The following is a 22,061-nucleotide window of genomic DNA, read 5'->3' on the forward strand; positions in this document are numbered from 1 at the left end:
GAGGAAGCAGATTACTTCAATTTAGCAAAACAATGAGCTGCTGCATTAACGGTACGCTGGATATCTTCATCTGAGTGAGCGATGGACATAAAGCCCGCTTCAAATGCGGATGGAGCCAGATAGACGCCTTCATTCAGCATTAGATGGAAGAATTTCTTAAAGCGTTCAACATCACATTTCATCACATCTTGATAGCAGGTAACGCTTTCTGCGTCAGTAAAGAAAATACCAAACATACCGCCAACATGATTAATCACCAGAGGAATGCCCGCTTCTGATGCCGCATTTTTCAGGCCAGATGCTAATTTGTCAGTCAGTTCACTCAGACGCTGATGAACACCAACCTGGGCAACTTCTTTCAGGCAAGCCAGACCGGCAGCCATCGCGATAGGGTTACCGGAAAGCGTTCCGGCTTGATAAACCGGGCCGGTTGGTGCCAGTTTTTCCATGATTTCCTGACGGCCACCAAACGCACCTACAGGCATGCCACCCCCGATGATTTTTCCAAGAGAGGTGAGATCTGGTTCAACACTGTAATATTCTTGCGCTCCACCTAAAGCAACACGGAACCCGGTCATAACTTCATCAATAATCAGCAAAGCACCGAATTCATCACACAGTTTACGCAGTCCCGGTAAAAATTCCGGCTGTGGAGGAATACAGTTCATATTTCCGGCGACAGGTTCGACGATAATACAGGCAATTTCTTCCGGGTATTTTTCGAAGGCGGCACGTACTGAATCCAGATCATTGTAGATACAGGTCAGAGTATGTTTGGCAAAATCGGCAGGCACTCCCGGCGAATTGGGTTGCCCGATGGTCAGAGCGCCAGAGCCTGCTTTTACCAGCAAACAGTCTGCGTGACCGTGATAGCAACCTTCGAATTTGATGATCTTATCGCGCTGAGTATAGCCTCGTGCCAGACGAATGGCGCTCATGGTCGCTTCTGTACCTGAATTCACCATGCGAACCATATCCATAGAGGGAACGAGTTCTGTTACTAGTTTGGCCATTTCTACTTCGGCAGCCGTTGGAGCACCAAAGCTTAGGCCATGTCCAGCGGCTTCAATGACGGCATTACGAATGGCAGGATGGTTATGTCCGAGAACCATCGGCCCCCACGAACCAACATAATCGATATAGGTGTTACCATCGACATCATAAAGATAGGCACCATCGGCACGTTGGATAAAAACAGGTGTACCGCCAACGCCGTTAAAAGCACGTACCGGAGAGTTAACACCACCGGGGATGACATGTTTTGCCTGAGAGTAAAGTGTTTCGGACTGGCTCATTAATAAATGCTCCTGAAAGACGATGGGTATATGAAGCCGCCATTTTAAATGACCCCAATAGGTAAGCCAAATCATAAGACTAAATCATAGGAATAGAGTGGGGGAACATCGTGTATACCCTGCATCCTGAAATCCATAGGGTATATATGGCAAAAACTTGAACGAATCAGTCAGGTATTAGATAATCACCGTTAACTGATCAGAAGGTTTATACCTTTTCTATTGGGTATACAACAACTTTCCGAGAACTTTTACCGGAAAACCCGACTGGAGTAAAAATATGAGCGATGATGCTGCACTACCTTTGCAGTTTACTGATGCCGCAGCCAACAAAGTTAAGGTATTGGTTGCAGATGAAGATAACCCGAACCTGCGTTTGCGGGTCTATATTACAGGTGGTGGTTGTAGCGGTTTCCAGTATGGTTTCACTTTCGATGACCAAATCAACGAAGGTGATCTAACAATTCAGAAACAAGGTGTTGAGCTGGTAGTTGACCCGATGAGCCTGCAATATCTGGTAGGTGGTAGCGTCGATTATACCGAAGGATTGGAAGGTTCTCGCTTTATTGTCACCAACCCGAATGCAAAAACCACTTGCGGTTGTGGTTCTTCTTTTAGCATCTGATTTCACTATTTATTCATCAAATTTTATTCATCAAATCCAAAACATGAGGGCAATGTTTTCATTGCCCTCATGTTTATTGTCATTACCCTTGCTCTATTGTTTATCGCTTACCTCCGTTCAACATCGTTTAACTGTTGACATAATTGCTCTGTTGCCAAAATAATCCTCGGCCCGGCTCGGCTGAACCAATCATCGTTAAGAATAATAATTCTGGCGTTTAATTGTGGCTGCCAAAATTCTGCGACTTTCTGTTTTTGCTCTTCGGTTCCACCCATCACAATGACTTCTGGCTTACGGACAAGAACTTGCTCACGATTAACCTGAGGCCACGGAACTGAGCTATCGGCAAATATATTTCTTCCTCCGCATACGGAAACAATTTCACTTTGAATAGAATGGCGGGATGAGGTAAAAATCGGATTCATGCCAAATTGTATAAATGCGGGTTTAGGATTTGAGCCGGCATAAGTCTGTTTTAGTTGGTTAAATTTTTGCCGGATATCCGCAGCAGATTTTTTGGCTATATCAGGCTGTGGGCTGTAGGCTGCCAGGCGCTCTAAATCTGTTGCAACATCTTCTACTTTTTTCACATCAGAATAAAAAATCGGAATGCCTAACGCCGCGAGTTGTTCCAGTGGTCTTTGGGGATTACCCCCTCGCCATGCCAGAATTAAATCAGGTTTCAGGGCAATGATCCTTTCAACATTGATGCCTTGCCAGTCTGCGACTTGCTCCAGTTTTTTCGCAGCTTCAGGATAATCGGAGTAAGCACTGACTGCGACAAGCTGGTCACCCATTCCTGCCGCATAGGCAAGCTCAGTTGTGGAAGGAGCAAGGCTGATAACACGGGATGCCGCCGCATAAAGTGGGGTACTGAAAATGTATAAAAAGCTGTATAGAAGAAATGAAAATGTTATCGAGGTAGAGTGATGAGAGGCATTTTTCCAAAATGATTTCATTATTTATGCTCCATGTTAGTGTTACAGTTCTAATTGTTCTGTAAGCAGATGTTCTCATCGATGGCAATAGCCATATTGCTGTAATCAATGTTACAAATAAAGAAAATGACTATAGATTTCGAGGTGCAACCACTGAATACTGAGATTCATAGGGTATAGGGGATTTCATCAGGCATAAATACTATTTTTAATAAGTAATCTAACTATCTAACACAGAACCTATTTTTAAGTTAATTAGATATTAAATTAAAAAATATTTTTCAAAGGTAGAGGTTTTGGTTAAACGCATAGGAATACATGTAACGGTTCAAACATAGTCTGGCAGTTTCCTGTTTCGTTTGGTAACTACCAGATAACGAATTTTAGGGTGTTGTGGAAATCGTAAACAGGGTAATTGTATCGATATAGCCCCGTTTGCTGGTTTTAAAAAAATAATCCCCGTGACTCAGAGGATTACTTTATTAGATGTTTTTATTAACTTAAATCTCTGATCAACGCTATATGATCTATATAATCTGTTCCTTCATGTATATGTTTCGTTACCTTCACTATTTTATTATGTACTAAAGCTAATTCTAAAATTTTTAATAATTGTTCACCAGGGCTTGAATTTATTCCATAGGTTAGTAGACCATCCTCAAGTAATGTATTGTTATATGCATCAACTATTTTAACAGATATATTACTTGCAACAGGAGATGCAACATGAATGGAAGCAACATACCCACTAACTGAACTTTTTTGCTCTTCAAAATTATTAGAATCTTTTTCATTTTTATTCATTTTTAATTCCTCTACATATTATATCTTTTAACAAGATTAAAATTTATTTTTTATGTAAAAAAGCAGTTAGTTAACTCTAGTTTATCATTTATATATAACTACCGATTCTATAAAGTTACCTCTCTTATCGGCATACCCCATCACTCTCACTTTCTTATCATATACAAAAGCCATTTCTAAAACTGAAAGTAATTTAGATCCAACTACCCCATTTATACCATCGACTAATTGAGCATCATAAATGGCTTTTCTTGTATCTAGATTCTCTATAGTAACATATACATTATCTATATTAGGTGCTGCAACATCTATATAAATAACATTTCCATCTACTGTAAATGGTCCATAATATGGTTCATCAGGGACATTATAATCCATTGTATCTTTATTCATATCGAACCTCTATCAATATCATATATATTAGAGAAATAAAAAGAGTCTTATCATGAAAAAATGATAGAAACACCAATATATAGAAACTTCATTCAAATAGCATGAACTTATCACCTTAATATTTATTACATAAGTAATACATTGATACCTCTCTCCCTTACCCAGGTAAACCTAACAGGTAGCAATAAAAGCAATCAGACGGGCTAATATATACAATAGTAATAATATAACAATAGTAACAGATCGATAAGTGTTAAATAATGAACATCAGAAATAAAATGCTTTCAGCAAAGGTGTCAGATGCTATAAATTCAGTATTGTCTAGTAATGTTAATACGTTACTCTATCCCTATATAGATTTAATAAAGAATTTAATTGTCTTGATCTAAGATAATTTTTATTATCTTTTTTATATGATATTTAATATTTGCCAATTACTGGAGATTTCCTCATAATTAACGTTCGTAATAAAGTGGTTTTTTTGTAAAGTATGTTTTTCATTTTTCTTTGATTAGTTTATCAAAATATAATTAATGTATTATTTAATATGTTCTTAAAAAAGTTGAAACTAATTTCTATTTAAATTAAAAATATTTTCCAAAGGTAGAGGTTTTGGCTAAACAAACAGGAATATATTATGGTTAGTATTGAATATGCTTTACTGGAGCCCCATTTTTCCCGTCGGATATTTTCTGAAAGTATTCACAAAATAACCCCGGATTTTCTTTCTCAAACTATTGATGTTAGCTTAGATTTAGATAGAAATGCACTAAAGCCAGCAAAAGGATTACCAGGTTATTTTACTTATGGATGGAAAAAGGCTGTAGATGAAATTATACGTGTGAGTCATCTGGGCATACAGTACATATCCCTGCGTTTTATCTCTCATGCCGGAGATCTCAATGATATTAATGAGAGCATGACAACGTTTGAAACGATACTTTCGCTGATACAGCAGGAAATAAAACATTTACCGATAAAGCTTATTGTCGATCCTTTCGGTTTAGCTTTAACATCAGATGGTCAGTGGGGGATTTTACGCGATCATAAATCTTTTGATAGAGAAAAGACTTACACTTTATTAGAGCGTGTTGGATACATATTATCTCGTAACCATGTGTATGGAGTAATTACTTTAGGACGTATTCTGGAAGAAGTTAAATTAACAAAAAAAGGAATTGTCGAAGGGGGAAATAATACAAAAATATTTTCGTTCTCACAAAATAGTGAAACAAGCATAGCATATGTTTACCTTGACAGCATAGGTCATAATACTGGACAAAAGATACAACCTGGTAATGTAGAGGAAATGGATCTTTGGTCATTAATGGATATATGGCATGGCACAGATGTCTCAGTTATCAAGCCAATGGAAAGTTATCACTTGATGTCTTCCCTTGATTATCTCATTAAAAATGAAGTATCCAGAAATTCTTTCCTGAATTCCAAAATTGTTGCAGAAATGGCTACACAACATGATTTCATTCGTAAGACATTAAGCGAAATGAGGGAAAGTCCAGATTTACTGGCAGAAAAGTGTGCTCGGTTAAAACTAGCTGGTTATACCGTTTCTGGAACGACTTATATAATGTCACTCCTTGCGCGGGAAAAAGGGGCTAATATGGCAAGAGCACGACTCGAAGAAATGTGGTTGACTGCACTTGGTGTAATGGGTGAGAACTGTGAATGTTTGATTGATCGGAACGCTTCATGTTTTTTGGAGGGAAGTATTCTTTATTAATCAGCCATAATTGAATTCAGGGCAGAACAGAACATGACTGCTTTGTTCTGAAAGAAGAGAAAGATGATTTATGAAAATAAATTTGGTACGTACATAGGGCGCATAGGCATAGTAAGAAAGAAAAACAGCTTTTTTAGCTATCATGATAGTGACTTTCATGATTGGTTTCGATACGACCAGATTTTGCCAGTGACTTTCACGAATACATTAAAATAGGTGGAAAAAACAATAGGTAGAAAAGAGGACAAGTATTATTTGTCATCTGAGTTGGTAGAGCTTTCAGTCGTATTAGAGCCTATTCCATTAGGCTCTAATCGGTTACTGTTTACTGAGTTCAGTCAGCATGGCATTGATCATTCGGGTGGATTCACGTGCAGCAACAACCAGAAACTCATCAAAGCTGATGTGAGATTCCTGATCCGCAACGTCAGAGATAGCGCGAACCACAACGAAAGGTACTTTATATTGGTGACAAACGTGGCCAATGGCTGCGGCTTCCATTTCAACCGCAGCGACTGTCGGGAAAGTAGCCCGGATACGCGCTAATGGCTCTGAGCCATTGATAAAAGCATCGCCACTACACACCAGGCCACGAATTGCGTTCAGATTAAGGAACTGGATACATTTTTCGGCTAAAGAAATTAATTGATGATCAGCAATAAAAGCAGGAGGGCATTGTGCCATTTGACCCGGTTCATAACCAAAGGCAGTGAGATCCGCATCGTGGTAACGTACTTCTTCAGACACTACGATATCGCCTACTTTCAGTTTAGGATCAAGACCGCCTGCAGAACCAGTATTAATCACAATATCTGGCTGGCAGTGTTCAATCAACAAGGTGGTTCCCAGTGCGGCAGAGACTTTACCGATACCGGATTTCAGCAAAGCGACGTCAACACCATTCAGCTTACCGGTATAGATCTCACAGCCACCCCGTGACAATGTTTGCAGACCATCAATCTGGTCGCGTAACAAAGTCACTTCTTGTTCCATTGCACCTATTACACCTACTTTCATTGTGTCATACTCACTTTTGTTATTAATGGGTTGTGCCTACCGGAATAGGCCTGATTTAAACCGAAGTGTATCATTGAATAACCGTTTGCCGGAGATTCCGGCTATAAATAATCGTATTATTCGGTATGGGGGGATTGATGCCTAAGATTGATTTCAAGCAAAAATTGAATTTCCAGCGTAAATACAGACACACTTCCATGCATTCTGCTGACGAGGAGCAGGTAAATCGTCAGTTTGAAAGTGATCGCGGGCGTATCATCAATTCGGCAGCTATTCGGCGCTTGCAGCAGAAAACACAAGTGTTTCCATTGGAACGTAATGCCTCCGTGCGTAGCCGATTAACCCATTCATTGGAAGTCCAGCAGATTGGTCGTTATATCTCAAAAACGATTATTGCAGAATTGGCAAAAAAGAATTTATTGGAAAAATATGGTCTGAATGAGCGTTTGATTGCTTTTGAAAGCCTGATTGAGATGGCCTGTTTGATGCACGATATCGGCAATCCCCCATTTGGTCATTTTGGTGAGGCGGCAATTAAGGATTGGTTTTCCCGTCGGCTCGATCCTGAATTTTTACCTGAGTCCACTGACCATGCCAATCGACAAGATAAATGTCAGGTCGCAGCGTTACGTTTATGTGGTGAAGAGAAAAAAGATCGGTTCCGTCGTCAATTACGTATGGATCTATGCCAGTTTGAAGGTAATGCTCAGGCCATCCGATTGGCGCACAGCCTGCTTAAACTGAATCTGACTTATGCCCAAATTGGTTGTATTCTGAAATACACTTGCCCGGCTTACCGCCTTGAAGAATCTCCGGCAGAATTCAGTTATCTGATGAAGAAAAAAGGTTATTACTGGTCAGAAGACAGTTTTATCGGTGAATTAAAAAAAGAGCTGCAATTAGGGGAATTCTGCCGTTTTCCACTGACATATATTATGGAGGCCGCAGATGATATCTCTTATTGTATCGCAGATCTGGATGATGCTGTTGAAAAGGGGATTTTCAATGTTGAGCAATTGGTGGGGTATTTAAAACAGGAGTGGGAGGAAAATGGCGGTTACAGAAAAGGTGATCTGTTTGAATTGACAGTTACTCAGGCTTATAAAAAAACAACCAATAATGAAGCCCGCCGTAATATTCATGAACAGTTTTTTATGTATCTGCGCGTATTTATTACCGGGCGGCTGGTTCCCTATACGGCTCAACGTTTTATTGATCATCTGCCTGAAATTTACGCAGGAACTTTCAATCATGCTTTGCTGGAAGCTAACGGCGAAGAGCATCGTTTATTGAGTACATTAAAAAGCGTTACGCGGAAGCGGGTATTTAATCACCCGGAAGTGGAAGAGTTGGAGTTGCAGGGCTACCGAATTATTACTGGCTTATTGAATGTATATAGCCCATTGCTGGAATTATCACGACAGGATTTTCTGGAATTACACCGAAATAATTTCCACAAAAAATATTTTATTGAAACGCGCCTGTTGCACAAACTTTCCGCCAAACATCGGCTGGCTTATAACGAGGCTGTAGAGGGGATCGTCACTACTGATGAAGCTGAGAAAGATGTGCTCGAATTTTACTATCGTGCTCGTCTCATTCAGGACTACATCAGTGGCATGACAGACCATTATGCTTACGAGGAATATCGTAAGTTTATGGTATCTAAGTAAGTTCTTTGGCAGTTCTTAATATCTCAGGAGCTGCCGCAATAACGTGGTTTATCTCATCAATGAACTCCAGCAATTCCGGCTCTAAATCGGCCAGAGGAGTCCCCTGTTTCAACTGTTTCTCAATGAGTTCACAAATCGCTTTTAGTTTGGGGACACCGTTGTAGCAGCAGCTACCATGTAATTTATGAACGTGATGGGCAAATTGTTTGCGGTGAGATTCACCTTCTGAAGTTAAAGCTTGCTCAATCATGGCCTTCATTTCTGGCAGAGGCTGCACGAACATCTCTAACATTTCCCGCGCCAATGATTCTTTACCCGCAGTTTGTTGTAATGCCAGTCGCCAATCGATAGCTTGTGGCTTTTTTGTCGGGCTGTATTGATTCAGCAGGGCTTTTAAGCGAACTTCATCCAATGGTTTAGACAGACAGTCGGTAAAAGGTGAATGGTCTCTATTGCGAGTTTCATCACAGAGAAAAGCAGTGACAGCAATAATCGGTGTCTGTTTATGCTCAGGTATTCGGTGGATCTGTTCTGAAGTTTGAATGCCATCCATATCCGCCATTTGAATATCCATCAGAATGAGATCTAATGGGTGTTTCTCCGCTACTTGCAGGGCTTCCATACCACTACTGCATAAAATGGTATTTTCCACTTGTTCATTTAAGAGTGCGCCAATTAATTTCAAATTGGCCGGGTTATCATCTACCGCCATGACTGTCATAGACAAACGGGGGAACGCGGGAGTCTGAGGCAAACGTTCTGGCAAAAAGCCCAACAGGATATCTTCTTTTTCCAGCCAGATATCAAAATAAAATACCGTCCCTTTAGTGGGCTCGCTGGTAAAATCGATTTCTCCGTTCATTTCATTCACCAGCTTTTTGGTGATACTCAATCCTAACCCAGTACCACCATAATGGCGGGTAATACTCGCATCAGCCTGATTGAATGCCTGAAACAGAATAGGGCGATATTCTGATTTAATACCAATGCCGGTATCGGTCACGGTAAAATCAATGTGTACCATATGGTGTCTCTGTTGACGCAGTTTGATTTCCAGCGTAACACTGCCTTTGTCCGTGAATTTTATGGCATTGCCAATTAAGTTAGTGAGTATTTGCTGCAAGCGGATGGGATCACCAATCATCAGATTTGGCAACTTGTCATCAATGTAATGATACAGAGGGAGATTTTTCACATTGGCAGAAGGTGTCAGTAATTCGATAACTTCGTTGACGGTGTCACGCAGCAGAAAGGGAACCTGATCCAGTATCAGTTTATTGGACTCCAGACGTGAAAAATCCAGAATGTCATTGATAATTTTCAGTAGATTATTAGCAGAACGCTCAATGACATAAAGATATTCAGCCTGTTGAGATGTTATTGGTGTTTTCAACATCTGACGGGTAAACCCAATGACGCCGTTGAGTGGCGTGCGTAATTCGTGGGACATATTCGCCAGAAATTCTGTTTTTATCCTGACAGCTTCTTGTGCCCGTTTCTTGGCAATAGTCAATTCAACATTTTGGATTTCTAACTGCTCCATCGTAATTTGCAGGTCAGAAGTGGCTTGATCGATATGCAGTTGCATCTCATCTTTATACTTTGACAAGGATTTTGCCACCGTATTGATCCCGTTCTGGAGCGCAGATAATTCTCCCGGCATGGCACCTGTGACTCGCGTGTCTAACTGCCCCTGACGGATACGGTTAACCGCTTTCACCATACAATCCAGGGGTTCTGTCACCTTACATACCAAAATGTGGGCAGATAGCGCAGTGCCTCCAAGGCAAAGGATCAGCAGGATGATAGAAGTTGCGATTTCTTTGTATTGCTGAAGCTGGGCAGCCCGTAAATCCAGATCAATGGCAATATAACCGATAGGAGTTGCATTGTTGATAGGATTGCGCTCCTCATGAGCAGAATTGGTTTCCGAGATAATCGGCATTTTCAGGACGATACTATTACTATCTTCTTCTTTAGTCAGTGTTGTCGGTATGGGATCATTTGGTCTGAGGCGCAGTAGATCGACATCATATTTATCATTGGAAATTTCGAATAATTTATGATGTTCATCGAAAATCGCAATAGCCATAACGACTTCGGAATTGCGGTGATGAAGGCTATTTATCAATGATTTTACGCGCTTACTGTTATCCAGATTTATCCCCACCTCACTGGCAATGGATAAAGGCTCAATAATGCTGATACCACTACGAACTATCAGGCTCTTCAACTCATAATAGCGGTATGAGATAAATGATATACTCACAAGCGTTCCGACCAGTAGAACAGGAACCAAAATCAGGCTCATCATACGGGTGCGTAGGCTATATTTGGTCATAAGCGTCCATTGTGGGAAAATCAAAACTCAATTTTTCAAAGTCAGTCAGAATCATGGTGCAATTTTACTCTCCAAACCGCCGCTCCGTAAACCCAGGTATTATTTCAGTTACCGCAGATAATCTTGATGCTCAAGGGCAGGGTATTGCCCGTCATCAGGGAAAAACGATTTTTATCCAGGGGCTATTGCCCGGTGAGCAGGCACAAATTCAACTGACAGAAGAAAAACGCCAGTTTGCTAAAGCTAAGGTAGTAAAACGGTTATCAGACAGCCCATTTCGTGTGGAACCGCGTTGCCCGCATTTCAAGGTGTGTGGAGGCTGTCAACAGCAACATGTTGCGGCTGAATTACAAGCTAAAACTAAAGCCGGTGTGCTTGAACATCTGATCCAGCGGGAAACAGGGGTCAGTATCAGTGCTCAGCCCATTATCCACAGCCCGGAATATGGGTATCGGCGTCGGGCAAGGCTCGGCCTGCAATATCAAGTCAAACAGCGTAATTTATTGATGGGCTTTCGTCAGAGCCAAACCAACGATTTGGTGGATGTCAAACATTGTCCGGTAATGCACCCTGAACTGGAAAAATTGTTACAGCCATTATCTCTGTGTTTAAACAGCCTGAAAGCCGTTAAGCGACTGGGACATGTTGAATTAATTCTGGCGAATAATAGCCCATTAGTTGTTTTACGTCATCTTGACCCCATAAAGCATGAAGACAGAGAGACACTGCGCATTTTTTCTGAGCAGTATAAGGTCGCGATTTATCTGGCTGGTGATGAAAAATCCCTTGAGCTGTTGTCTCTTGGAACGTTGTCTCCTGAACATTCAGCGGAAGGACAATCTGAGCCGTGGTATCAGGTGGATGGTTTGAAGCTGGTTTTCAGTCCACGGGATTTTATTCAGATTAATGATGAAGTTAATCAACAAATGGTGGCTCAGGCCTTGTCGTGGCTGGACTTACAGCCAGAAGATCGGGTATTAGATCTTTTCTGCGGAATGGGGAACTTTACGCTGCCGATAGCCACTAAAGTACAGGCAGTTGTCGGTGTGGAAGGCGTTGCGGCATTGGTTGCAAGTGGACAATATAATGCTCGGTTAAATGGACTTAATAACGTCAGTTTTTTCCATGAAAATCTGGAATCAGATATTCATCAGCAGCCTTGGGCAGCGCAGGGGTTCAATAAAGTGTTGTTGGATCCTGCCCGTGCTGGTGCTGCGGGCGTCATGTCACATATAGTAAAACTGGCCCCTGAAAAAGTGGTTTACGTTTCTTGTAATCCCACAACTTTGGCACGGGATAGCAAAGTTTTGCTAGAGGCCGGTTATCATCTTGTTAGTGTGCGGATGCTGGATATGTTTCCGCACACCGGTCATCTGGAGTCCATGGCACTGTACTGCCGTGAGCTGATGACCATCGAGTAGGGAGAAATTATGGTTGCGGTAAGAAGTGCTCATCTCACACCAGCAGGTGAATTTGCTGTCGATAGGTGGATCGCGAGTTTAAACATTGTCAATCCACACTCCAGTAAAAAATTAGCTGAAACATGGCATTACTGTTACGAGAAGGTTCAGGATCAGCCCAATGCAGAGCTACTGTTGTGGCGCGGTGTTGAAATGGTAGAAATCCTGTCTACGTTGAGTATGGATAATGACAGTATGCGTGCAGCACTGCTTTTTCCCTTCCTTGATGCCAAGATAGTCAGCAATGAAATAGTGACAGAAACCTTTGGTAAATCCATCACAGATCTGGTGCACGGTGTGCTGGAAATGGATGCTATCCGCCAGTTGAAAGCGACACATACGGATTCCACTTGCTCAACTCAAGTGGATAATGTACGTCGTATGTTGCTGGCGATGGTAGAAGATTTTCGTTGTGTGGTTATTAAACTGGCAGAACGGATCGCCTATTTGCGGGAAGTAAAAGATGCCAGTGAAGATGAACGGGTATTGGTCGCAAAAGAGTGTTCCAATATCTATGCCCCTCTTGCCAACCGACTGGGTATTGGTCAGTTAAAATGGGAACTGGAAGATTTTTGCTTTCGTTACCTGCATCCTGATGAATATAAAAAAATAGCGAATCTTTTACATGAACGCAGGATTGATCGTGAGCAGTATATAGAAAAATTTATCACGACCTTGCGTCGGTATATGCTCAAAGAAGGGATCTCGGCAGATGTTTACGGGCGTCCCAAACATATTTACAGCATCTGGCGCAAGATGCAGAAAAAATCCCTCTCTTTTGATGAATTGTTCGATGTACGTGCAGTCCGTATTGTCGTTGAACGGTTACAGGATTGTTATGCGGCGTTGGGGATAGTGCATACTCACTATCGCCATCTACCGGATGAATTTGATGATTATGTTGCCAACCCGAAGCCAAACGGCTATCAATCAATCCATACCGTGGTACTGGGGCCAAACGGTAAAACACTTGAAATCCAAATCCGTACCCGTCAGATGCATGATGATGCTGAGCTTGGAGTAGCCGCCCACTGGAAATATAAAGAAGGCACAGCGATTGGTGGCGGTAAATCAGGCAGTTATGAAAGCCGGATTGCATGGTTGCGGAAACTGATCGCATGGCAGGAAGAAATGGCAGATACCGGCGAGATGCTGGATGAAGTCCGCAGTCAGGTATTTGATGATCGTGTTTATGTTTTCACGCCAAAAGGGGATGTGATTGATTTACCGACTGGTTCAACACCGCTGGATTTTGCTTATCATATTCACAGCGATGTCGGTCATCGCTGCATTGGAGCGAAAATTGGCGGGCGGATTGTGCCGTTCAGTTATCAGCTCCAGATGGGAGATCAGATTGAAATCATCACCCAGAAACACCCCAATCCAAGCCGTGACTGGCTGAATCCGAACCTTGGCTATGTCACTACCAGCCGTGGGCGGGCGAAGATCCATAACTGGTTCCGTAAGCAGGATCGCGATAAGAACATTATTGCCGGACGCCAGATGTTGGACAATGAACTGACACATTTAGGTATCACGCTTAAAGAGGCCGAAAAAGAACTGATTGCCCGCTATAACGTGAATTCGTTGGAAGAAGTTCTGGCTGGTATCGGTGTGGGCGATATCCGTATTCACCAACTGGCGAATTTCCTGCAAAACAAATTCAATAAAACCACGGCAGAAGAAGCCGATCGTGAGGCACTCCGTAGTCTGGAGAACAAAACATACTCTCCGCGCAATAATACGCAAAAAGACAATGGCCGGGTTGTCGTAGAGGGGGTTGGTAATCTGATGCATCATATTGCCCGTTGCTGCCAGCCGATTCCGGGAGATGATATCGTTGGGTTTATTACACGTGGACGGGGAATTTCTATCCACAGAGCAAGCTGTGATCAACTGGCTGAGCTGGAAATCAGCGCACCAGAACGGGTTGTGGATGCTGTGTGGGGAGAGAGTTATTCCAGTGGTTATTCCCTTGTAGTGCGGGTAATAGCCAATGATCGTAGCGGATTACTGCGTGATATCACCACGATACTCGCCAATGAGAAAGTCAATGTACTTGGTGTCAGTAGCCGCAGTGATGTGAAGCAACAATTGGCTACGATTGATATGAACATTGAGATTTATAATTTACAGGTGTTGGGACGAGTGCTGGCGAAGCTCAACCAACTGTCTGATGTCATTGAAGCCAGACGTTTGCACGGTGATTAGAAAAATATGGATAAGATAGATACAACCTCAATTGAACGTCTTAAAGGGATTATGGCGCAACTGCGCCATCCCCAAGATGGTTGCCCATGGGATAAAGTACAAACTTCTTCTACTATTGCTCCTTACACATTGGAAGAAACCTATGAAGTCATTGATGCCATTGAGCGCAATGATACCAATGCCCTGAAAGAAGAGTTGGGTGATTTACTGTTTCACATTGTCTTTTATGCCCAGATGGGAAAAGAGCAGCAATTGTTTGATTTCGACGATATCTGCGAAGCGGTTTGCGATAAGCTGGAACGCAGGCATCCCCATATCTTCAATCAACAATCAGGCATCAACAGCGAAGAAGCCATTGGTAGTTGGGAACAACGCAAAGCTGCGGAAAGAGCGGAAAAAGATCAACATTCTGTGCTGGATGATATCCCTGCCAGCCTGCCTGCATTGATGAAAGCGTATAAGATCCAGAAACGCTGTGCTTCTGTTGGCTTTGATTGGGAGACCGTCGGGCCCGTTCTGGATAAGGTTTATGAAGAGATTGACGAGGTGATGGATGAAGCGAAGCAGGCGGTTGTAAATGATGCGCGTGTGGGGGAAGAACTGGGTGATTTACTGTTTGCCGTCGTTAACTTATCCCGTCATTTAGGGCATAAACCTGAAATGACGTTACAAAAAGCTTGTCAGAAATTTGAAAATCGCTTTCGTCATGTTGAGAGACTTCTTCACGATAAAGGATTGTCATTGGAAACTGCCACATTGGACCAAATGGAAGCAATGTGGCAACGGGTGAAAAAACAACAAATTTAGGGATAAATTACATTTGATCTATGTTGTGATTAGTTTCATTTGGGAATTGCTACAATTTGAAATTTCTACAATTGGATAGATAAAAGAGATAGAGTTTGTAGCGCATTTAAGGTTAGGGTATACTGCTTTCCCGTCCTGTTATATTCATCATCCTTTTAAACCTAAACTTTCAGGTTCAGCATGAAAACTAATTATATTTTTGTGACCGGCGGGGTCGTATCCTCTCTGGGTAAAGGCATTGCCGCAGCCTCTTTGGCGTCCATACTCGAAGCCCGTGGACTCAATGTCACCATTATGAAACTGGACCCGTATATCAACGTCGATCCAGGTACAATGAGCCCAACCCAACACGGGGAAGTTTTCGTTACCGAAGATGGCGCTGAAACTGATCTCGATTTAGGCCATTACGAACGTTTCATTCGAACCAAAATGACACGTCGCAATAATTTCACGACAGGTCGTGTTTACTCCGAAGTTCTGCGCAAAGAACGCCGCGGCGATTATCTGGGCGCAACCATTCAGGTTATTCCTCACATCACTAATGAAATCAAAGACCGTATCATCCGTGGCGCGGAAGGTTACGATGTTGTGCTGGTGGAAATTGGCGGTACTGTAGGCGATATCGAATCCCTGCCATTCCTTGAAGCTATCCGTCAGATGGCGGTAGAAGTCGGTCGCGAAAATACTCTGTTTATGCATTTGACTCTGGTGCCTTATATGGCAGCAGCAGGGGAAGTGAAAACTAAACCTACCCAACATTCTGTGAAAGAGCTGCTTTCCATTGGTATTCAGCCGGATGTTTTGATCTGTCGCTCAGATCGCACTATTCCAGCTAATGAGCGGGCAAAAATTGCACTTTTCTGCAACGTACCAGAGAAAGCCGTTATCTCCTTGAAAGATGTTGATTCTATTTATAAAATTCCTGCCCTCTTGAAATCTCAGGGCTTAGATGATTATATTTGTAAACGATTCAGCCTCGAATGCCAGGAAGCTGACCTGTCTGAATGGGAACAGGTCATTTATGAAGAGGCGAATCCATCAGGCGAAGTGACCATCGGTATGGTGGGCAAATATATTGAGCTGCCGGATGCGTATAAATCAGTTATTGAAGCACTGAAACACGGTGGATTGAAAAATCGTCTGACCGTCAACATCAAACTGATTGATTCTCAGGACGTCGAAACCCGTGGTGTTGAAGTATTGAAAAATCTGGATGCGATTCTGGTGCCAGGTGGTTTCGGTGGTCGTGGCATCGAAGGCAAAATTATGACAGCCCGTTACGCCCGTGAAAATAAAGTTCCTTATCTGGGAATTTGTCTGGGTATGCAGGTTGCCCTGATTGAATTCGCACGCAATGTTGCAGGTATGGAAAGGGCTAACTCTACTGAATTTGAGCCTGAATGTAAGTTACCAGTTGTAGGTCTGATCACTGAATGGCGTGATGAGAACGGCAACTTAGAAGTACGCAGTGAAGAGAGCGATCTCGGTGGAACGATGCGTGTTGGTGGCCAACTGTGTCATCTGACTGAAAACAGTCTGGTACGTAAACTTTATGGTCAGGACGATATTATTGAGCGTCATCGCCATCGTTACGAAGTGAACAATCTATTGTTAAAACGCATTGAAGACGCGGGCTTACGTGTTGCTGGCCGCTCAATCGACAATAAATTGGTGGAAATCATTGAGAACCCGAACCATCCATGGTTTGTGGCATGTCAGTTCCACCCTGAATTTACTTCAACGCCTCGCGATGGTCATCCGTTATTTGCCGGTTTTGTTGAGGCCGCACGCAAGTACCAGAAAGGCCAGTGAAATAAGATATGGGGTGATCGATGGGGCTTTACTCGATTCTTTGTGTGACCATCAATTGCCCAAAATTTAACTTGTACTGAGGAAAACCTAATGTCCAAAATCGTTAAAGTGCTCGGCCGTGAAATCATCGACTCCCGTGGTAATCCAACGGTAGAAGCAGAAGTACATTTGGAAGGCGGCTTTGTTGGTTTGGCTGCGGCACCATCAGGTGCATCAACGGGTTCTCGCGAAGCGCTGGAACTGCGTGATGGCGACAAATCCCGTTTTATGGGTAAAGGTGTACTGAAAGCAATTGCGGCGGTTAACGGCCCAATTGCTCAAGCTCTGGTTGGTCAGGATGCGAAAGATCAGGCCAATATCGATAAGATCATGATCGAGTTGGATGGTACTGAGAACAAATCTAACTTCGGCGCTAACGCGATTTTAGCCGTTTCCCTTGCGAACGCCAAAGCGGCGGCAGCGGCAAAAGGTATGCCTCTGTATGAGCACATTGCTGAACTAAACGGTACTCCAGGTAAATTCTCCATGCCTCTGCCAATGATGAACATCATCAATGGGGGTGAACATGCTGACAACAACGTGGATATTCAGGAATTCATGATCCAGCCAGTAGGCGCGGGCACGCTGAAAGAAGCGGTACGTATGGGTTCTGAAGTTTTCCATAATCTGGCAAAAGTACTGAAAGCAAAAGGTATGAGTACTGCGGTGGGCGATGAAGGTGGTTATGCACCAAATTTGGAATCTAACGCAGCCGCACTGGCCGCTATCAAAGAAGCCGTAGAAAAAGCAGGTTATGTACTGGGTAAAGATATCACTCTGGCGATGGACTGTGCCGCTTCTGAATTCTATAACGAAGAAACCGGTAACTATGAACTGAAAGGTGAAGGCAAAACTTTCACTTCTCAGGAATTCACTCACTACCTGGAAGATCTGACTAAAGAATATCCAATTGTTTCTATTGAAGATGGTCTGAATGAATCTGATTGGGACGGTTTTGCTTACCAGACTAAAGTTCTGGGCGATAAAATCCAGTTGGTTGGTGACGATCTGTTCGTAACCAATACTAAGATACTGAAAGAAGGTATCGAAAAAGGGATTGCTAACTCCATCCTGATTAAATTCAACCAGATCGGCTCTTTGACTGAGACGTTGGCTGCAATCAAGATGGCAAAAGATGCAGGTTACACAGCGGTTATCTCTCACCGTTCTGGTGAAACTGAAGACGCAACCATTGCTGACTTAGCAGTAGGTACTGCGGCAGGTCAAATCAAGACGGGTTCTATGAGCCGTTCTGACCGTGTTGCTAAATACAACCAGTTGATTCGTATTGAAGAAGCATTGGGTAATCGTGCTCCTTTCAATGGACTGAGAGAAGTGAAAGGTCAGGCATAATGGCTGACTGGTTTCAATAAAAAAATATTATTTATATTTTGGCGAAAGAGTAATACTCTTTCGCCTTTCTTAAAAAGACAATTTTAGCGATGTGCTTTTTTCTTTATTGCATAATGGTTGCATAATAGAGGATTATTTAACCATTCGTAAAATAAGAAATGTGATATAACTCCTTAAAATGAATTCTTTTTTTACGCCTTTAATTAATAAATAAGCAAATATCACGTAGCAGATCCCAAAATCGCATTCCTTGTATTTTATTTATCGTTCAGACTCCTTATTATTTCAGATGTAATGTAATTCATTAACATTTAGGGCAATGATTCATCAATTATTATTTTTACATTACGGAGTTATGTTTCATTGTTACATGGAGTCTTCATGGACGCTTCAGAATCTTTAACCCCTGCGGTTGGGCCAATACCCTCAAGTAAAAGAGGCTTAATTATTCTCGCGCTGGATATCATTTTGTTAATTGCTTTGCTGAAGTTTTTGCCTTATAGCGAAAAAGCAAATGCAGGTTTGGCATTAATGGCATTTATCGGGGTGTTATGGCTGACCGAAGCCATTCACGTCACTATTACTGCACTTTGTGTTCCAATTCTGGCAGTTGGAATGGGATTGATGAATACAGGTGACGCGCTGAAATCTTTTGCAAATCCAATTATCTTTTTGTTCTTTGGTGGCTTTGCATTGGCGACAGCACTGCATATTCAAGGTCTGGACAGACTGATAGCTAACCGTCTTCTGATGATTGCCCGTGGGCGTTTATCAGTGGCGGTCATGCTGATATTTGGTATCACGGCTTTACTTTCGATGTGGATTAGCAATACAGCGACCGCAGCGATGATGTTGCCACTGGTTCTGGGTATTTTGGCTAATCTGGATGTTCGTACTGAACGTAATACATTTGTTTTTGTGTTATTGGGTGTGGCATATAGCGCCAGTATTGGTGGTTTGGGCACGCTGGTAGGTAGCCCACCTAATGCGATTGCAGCAGCGCAGTTAGGTATGGATTTCATTACATGGATGAAGTACGGCGTACCAATGGTGATCATCCTGTTACCTGTTATGGTGATACTGATGTATATCATGTTGCGTCCGAATCTGAATCATAAATTTGATCTGGAGCTGGAGCATCTGGAATGGAATAGTAAACGTGTTATCGCCATGTTTATTTTCCTGCTGGTTGTTGTTTGCTGGATTTTCAGTTCCCTCATCAGTGATGCTCTTGGCGGTATCAAAGACTTAGATACCATCATTGCCGTGAGTGCAGCTATTTTGATTGGTATTACTGGTGTATCAACGTGGTCACAGATCCAAAATAACACTGAATGGGGCGTGTTGATGCTGTTTGGTGGTGGTCTGACACTGAGCGCTGTTCTGAAAAACTCCGGTGCAAGTGAAGTTATGGCGAATGGTATGGCTGCAACATTTGGCTCAAGTTCGTGGTTTGTGATTATTGTTGCTATTGCTACATTCATTATCTTCCTGACCGAATTTACCAGTAATACAGCCAGTGCCGCGTTACTTGTCCCTATTTTTGCCACAGTTGCAGAAGCTCTGGGAATGCCGGTTATCGTGTTGACCATGATTATCGGTATTGGTGCATCTTGTGCATTTATGCTACCTGTAGCTACACCACCGAATGCCATTGTTTATGGCACTGGCTATATCAAGCAGATTGAAATGGTACGTGTGGGTCTTGTGCTGAACCTGGCATGTATTGCGATTATTTCTGTCATTGCCTGGTTCTTCTGGGTATAATTTTTTATCAAAAAATAAACCATAAATGAACTCGCCACCTCAAAGGTGGCGAGTATTTTTCGGGACGATTTTCTCTTAAAGAGATTATTCTTTGGTGCTGATATAGATATTTTTGACCTGAGTATAAGCATCCAAAGCCATTTTATGTGTTTCTCGTCCAAGTCCTGATTTTTTATAACCACCAAATGGTGTGTGGGCAGGAAGTTCATGATAGGTATTGATCCACATACGGCCAGCCTTAACAGCTTTAGCGACACGCAGAGCGCGATTAATATCCTGTGTCCAGACCGCACCAGCCAGACCATATTCTGAATCATTAGCCATCTCAACGACTTCGTCTTCATTACTGAATGGAATAACACAGAGAACCGGCCCGAAAATTTCTTCTTGTGCCACACGCATATCATTAGTCACATTAGTGAGAATGGTTGGCTGAACAAAGAACCCATCGTCATATCCTGCTCCTGTTATGCGTTTGCCACCAGTAAGAATGGTTGCACCTTCCTGTTTGGCAAGATCAATATAACCCAGGATAGTATTCATTTGCTCTTCACTGACCTGACATCCCATTTCAGTTGCAGGATCCATTGGGTCACCGACTCGAACGGATTCGAAGACGGTTTTCAACGATTGCAGGAATGAATCATAGATATCTTTATGCAGGAATAGACGTGCACCAGATTCACAAGCCTGTCCCTGATTCAGTAAAATAGCGTTAGCGGCATACTTGACAGCTTTTTTCATATTGGCATCAGGGAAAATGATATTGGCTGATTTTCCTCCTAGCTCCAGTGTGGCGGGAATAAGTCTTTTAGCGGCGGCGGTTGCAACGTTGTAACCAACTTCTGTTGAGCCGGTAAAGGCTACTTTGTCAATACCTTCATGATCAAGGATTGCTTGACCGACAATAGAACCACGGCCTGTGACAATATTGACAACGCCCGCAGGAAGAACTTGATTTATGATGCGTCCCAATTCCAGCAAACTCATGGGAGTCAGACTGGCAGGGTTGATAACCACGGTATTACCCGCCGCTAAGGCAGGAGCAAGTTTCCAGGCTGCCATCAGCAGTGGGAAGTTCCAGGGAATGATTTGCCCGATTACACCGATTGGCTCTCTGATCACCAGACTCAGATTATCATCATCAATAACATCCATTGCATCAGAGTGAGAACGGATCACACCTGCAAAATAACGGAAATGATCGATAGCAAAAGGAATGTCAAAATTGCGGCATAAAGTTTGTGTCTTACCACCATCTAATGTTTCAAGGGTGATAAAGCGCTCTGCTTCTGCCTCCAATAAGTCGGCAATTTTCAACAGGATGGTTTGTCTTTCTGTCGCTGAAGTTTTGCTCCAGGCGGGTAAGGCTTTAGTGGCTGCCTGAACAGCAAGTTCAACATCCTGAGCATTTCCTGCCACATATTCAGTGAGTAATTCTCCGGTTGCCGGGTTATAGCTTTTCATTGTTTCTTTTGAAACACTATCAACCCATTCACCGCCAATCAGCATTTTATAAGACTTAGCAGGTAATAGTTCTTTTGCGATATCATGTAACTTCTTCATCATATTCTCCAGGTACTTTTGATTTTTGGGTATGCTAAACCATCTGTTCAAAGAGTATTATTGGATTAATTCTTAAATTCGGATTTAAATATAAAAATCTTGTATCAATAAATAAGGGGGACAACTGATTTTTATAATAAAATAATAAACACATGGAATAAATTTTGATAATTATTATTGGTATGTGATTATATTCTGTGTGGTCTATTTTTTTTCTGC

At 42.4% G+C, this 22,061-nt stretch carries 16 protein-coding genes; 9 read left to right on the forward strand and 7 right to left on the reverse strand.

Translation table 11 applies throughout. The annotated features are described in order from the left end of the window. Positions 1-11: 11 nt before the first annotated feature. Complete coding sequence (gene hemL, locus Xind_RS11955) at positions 12-1,295, reverse strand: glutamate-1-semialdehyde 2,1-aminomutase (RefSeq protein ID WP_187650110.1); 1,284 nt, start codon at positions 1,293-1,295, stop codon at positions 12-14. Positions 1,296-1,575: 280 nt separating this feature from the next. On the opposite strand from hemL, the gene erpA reads away from it, so the two are divergent. Then, positions 1,576-1,920, forward strand: coding sequence for an iron-sulfur cluster insertion protein ErpA (gene erpA, locus Xind_RS11960; protein WP_047681311.1), 345 nt, complete (start codon positions 1,576-1,578; stop codon positions 1,918-1,920). A 107-nt stretch (positions 1,921-2,027) separates the two neighbouring features. Here the strand turns inward: erpA and btuF are convergent, their stop codons facing one another. The 3 genes from btuF to Xind_RS11975 form a co-directional block, all read right to left on the reverse strand. Next, positions 2,028-2,879, reverse strand: a complete 852-nt coding sequence (btuF, locus tag Xind_RS11965; protein WP_081989006.1) for a vitamin B12 ABC transporter substrate-binding protein BtuF — start codon at positions 2,877-2,879, stop codon at positions 2,028-2,030. Positions 2,880-3,353: 474 nt separating this feature from the next. After that, positions 3,354-3,662 carry a hypothetical protein gene (locus tag Xind_RS11970; protein WP_047681309.1) on the reverse strand — a complete coding sequence of 103 codons (309 nt, stop codon included), beginning with the start codon at positions 3,660-3,662 and terminating at the stop codon, positions 3,354-3,356. A gap of 84 nt (positions 3,663-3,746) precedes the next feature. After that, the gene (locus tag Xind_RS11975; RefSeq protein WP_047681306.1) at positions 3,747-4,055 is read right to left on the reverse strand and encodes a hypothetical protein; all 309 of its coding nucleotides are present in this window, start codon (positions 4,053-4,055) and stop codon (positions 3,747-3,749) included. Positions 4,056-4,692: 637 nt separating this feature from the next. On the opposite strand from Xind_RS11975, the gene Xind_RS11980 reads away from it, so the two are divergent. After that, a complete protein-coding gene (locus tag Xind_RS11980) occupies positions 4,693-5,796 on the forward strand; it encodes a hypothetical protein (protein ID WP_047681304.1) in 1,104 nt (367 codons plus the stop codon). A gap of 318 nt (positions 5,797-6,114) precedes the next feature. On the opposite strand, the gene mtnN is transcribed toward Xind_RS11980, so the two are convergent. Then, a complete protein-coding gene (gene mtnN / locus Xind_RS11985) occupies positions 6,115-6,813 on the reverse strand; it encodes a 5'-methylthioadenosine/S-adenosylhomocysteine nucleosidase (protein WP_187650111.1) in 699 nt (232 codons plus the stop codon). A gap of 137 nt (positions 6,814-6,950) precedes the next feature. Here mtnN and dgt point away from each other — a divergent pair, with 137 nt between their 5' ends. Beyond that, complete coding sequence (gene dgt / locus Xind_RS11990) at positions 6,951-8,486, forward strand: dGTPase (protein WP_047681299.1); 1,536 nt, start codon at positions 6,951-6,953, stop codon at positions 8,484-8,486. Here dgt and Xind_RS11995 read toward each other — a convergent pair. Next, a complete protein-coding gene (locus Xind_RS11995) occupies positions 8,479-10,827 on the reverse strand; it encodes an ATP-binding protein (protein WP_047681296.1) in 2,349 nt (782 codons plus the stop codon). The genes dgt and Xind_RS11995 overlap by 8 nt on opposite strands. A 53-nt stretch (positions 10,828-10,880) precedes the next feature. Between Xind_RS11995 and rlmD the strand changes: the two genes are divergently transcribed. From rlmD to Xind_RS12025, 6 genes are all read left to right on the forward strand, one after another. After that, positions 10,881-12,248, forward strand: coding sequence for a 23S rRNA (uracil(1939)-C(5))-methyltransferase RlmD (gene rlmD / locus Xind_RS12000; RefSeq protein ID WP_187650112.1), 1,368 nt, complete (start codon positions 10,881-10,883; stop codon positions 12,246-12,248). 9 nt (positions 12,249-12,257) lie between these two features. Then, on the forward strand, positions 12,258-14,498 hold the full coding sequence (gene relA, locus Xind_RS12005) for a GTP diphosphokinase (RefSeq protein WP_047681291.1): 2,241 nt from the start codon (positions 12,258-12,260) through the stop codon (positions 14,496-14,498). Positions 14,499-14,504: 6 nt separating this feature from the next. Beyond that, complete coding sequence (gene mazG, locus Xind_RS12010; RefSeq protein WP_187650113.1) at positions 14,505-15,305, forward strand: nucleoside triphosphate pyrophosphohydrolase; 801 nt, start codon at positions 14,505-14,507, stop codon at positions 15,303-15,305. Between the two features lie 180 nt (positions 15,306-15,485). Continuing rightward, positions 15,486-17,117: a glutamine hydrolyzing CTP synthase gene (pyrG, locus tag Xind_RS12015; RefSeq protein ID WP_187650114.1), complete on the forward strand. Its 1,632-nt coding sequence runs from the start codon at positions 15,486-15,488 to the stop codon at positions 17,115-17,117. Positions 17,118-17,207: 90 nt separating this feature from the next. Beyond that, positions 17,208-18,509 carry a phosphopyruvate hydratase gene (gene eno, locus Xind_RS12020; RefSeq protein ID WP_047681285.1) on the forward strand — a complete coding sequence of 434 codons (1,302 nt, stop codon included), beginning with the start codon at positions 17,208-17,210 and terminating at the stop codon, positions 18,507-18,509. A gap of 381 nt (positions 18,510-18,890) precedes the next feature. Next, positions 18,891-20,276, forward strand: coding sequence for an SLC13 family permease (locus Xind_RS12025; protein ID WP_187650115.1), 1,386 nt, complete (start codon positions 18,891-18,893; stop codon positions 20,274-20,276). 84 nt (positions 20,277-20,360) lie between these two features. On the opposite strand, the gene Xind_RS12030 is transcribed toward Xind_RS12025, so the two are convergent. Beyond that, complete coding sequence (locus Xind_RS12030) at positions 20,361-21,842, reverse strand: aldehyde dehydrogenase family protein (protein WP_047681280.1); 1,482 nt, start codon at positions 21,840-21,842, stop codon at positions 20,361-20,363. Positions 21,843-22,061: the final 219 nt, after the last annotated feature.

The sequence above is a fragment of the Xenorhabdus indica genome (assembly GCF_014467235.1).
Classification (GTDB): Bacteria; Pseudomonadota; Gammaproteobacteria; order Enterobacterales; family Enterobacteriaceae; genus Xenorhabdus; species Xenorhabdus indica.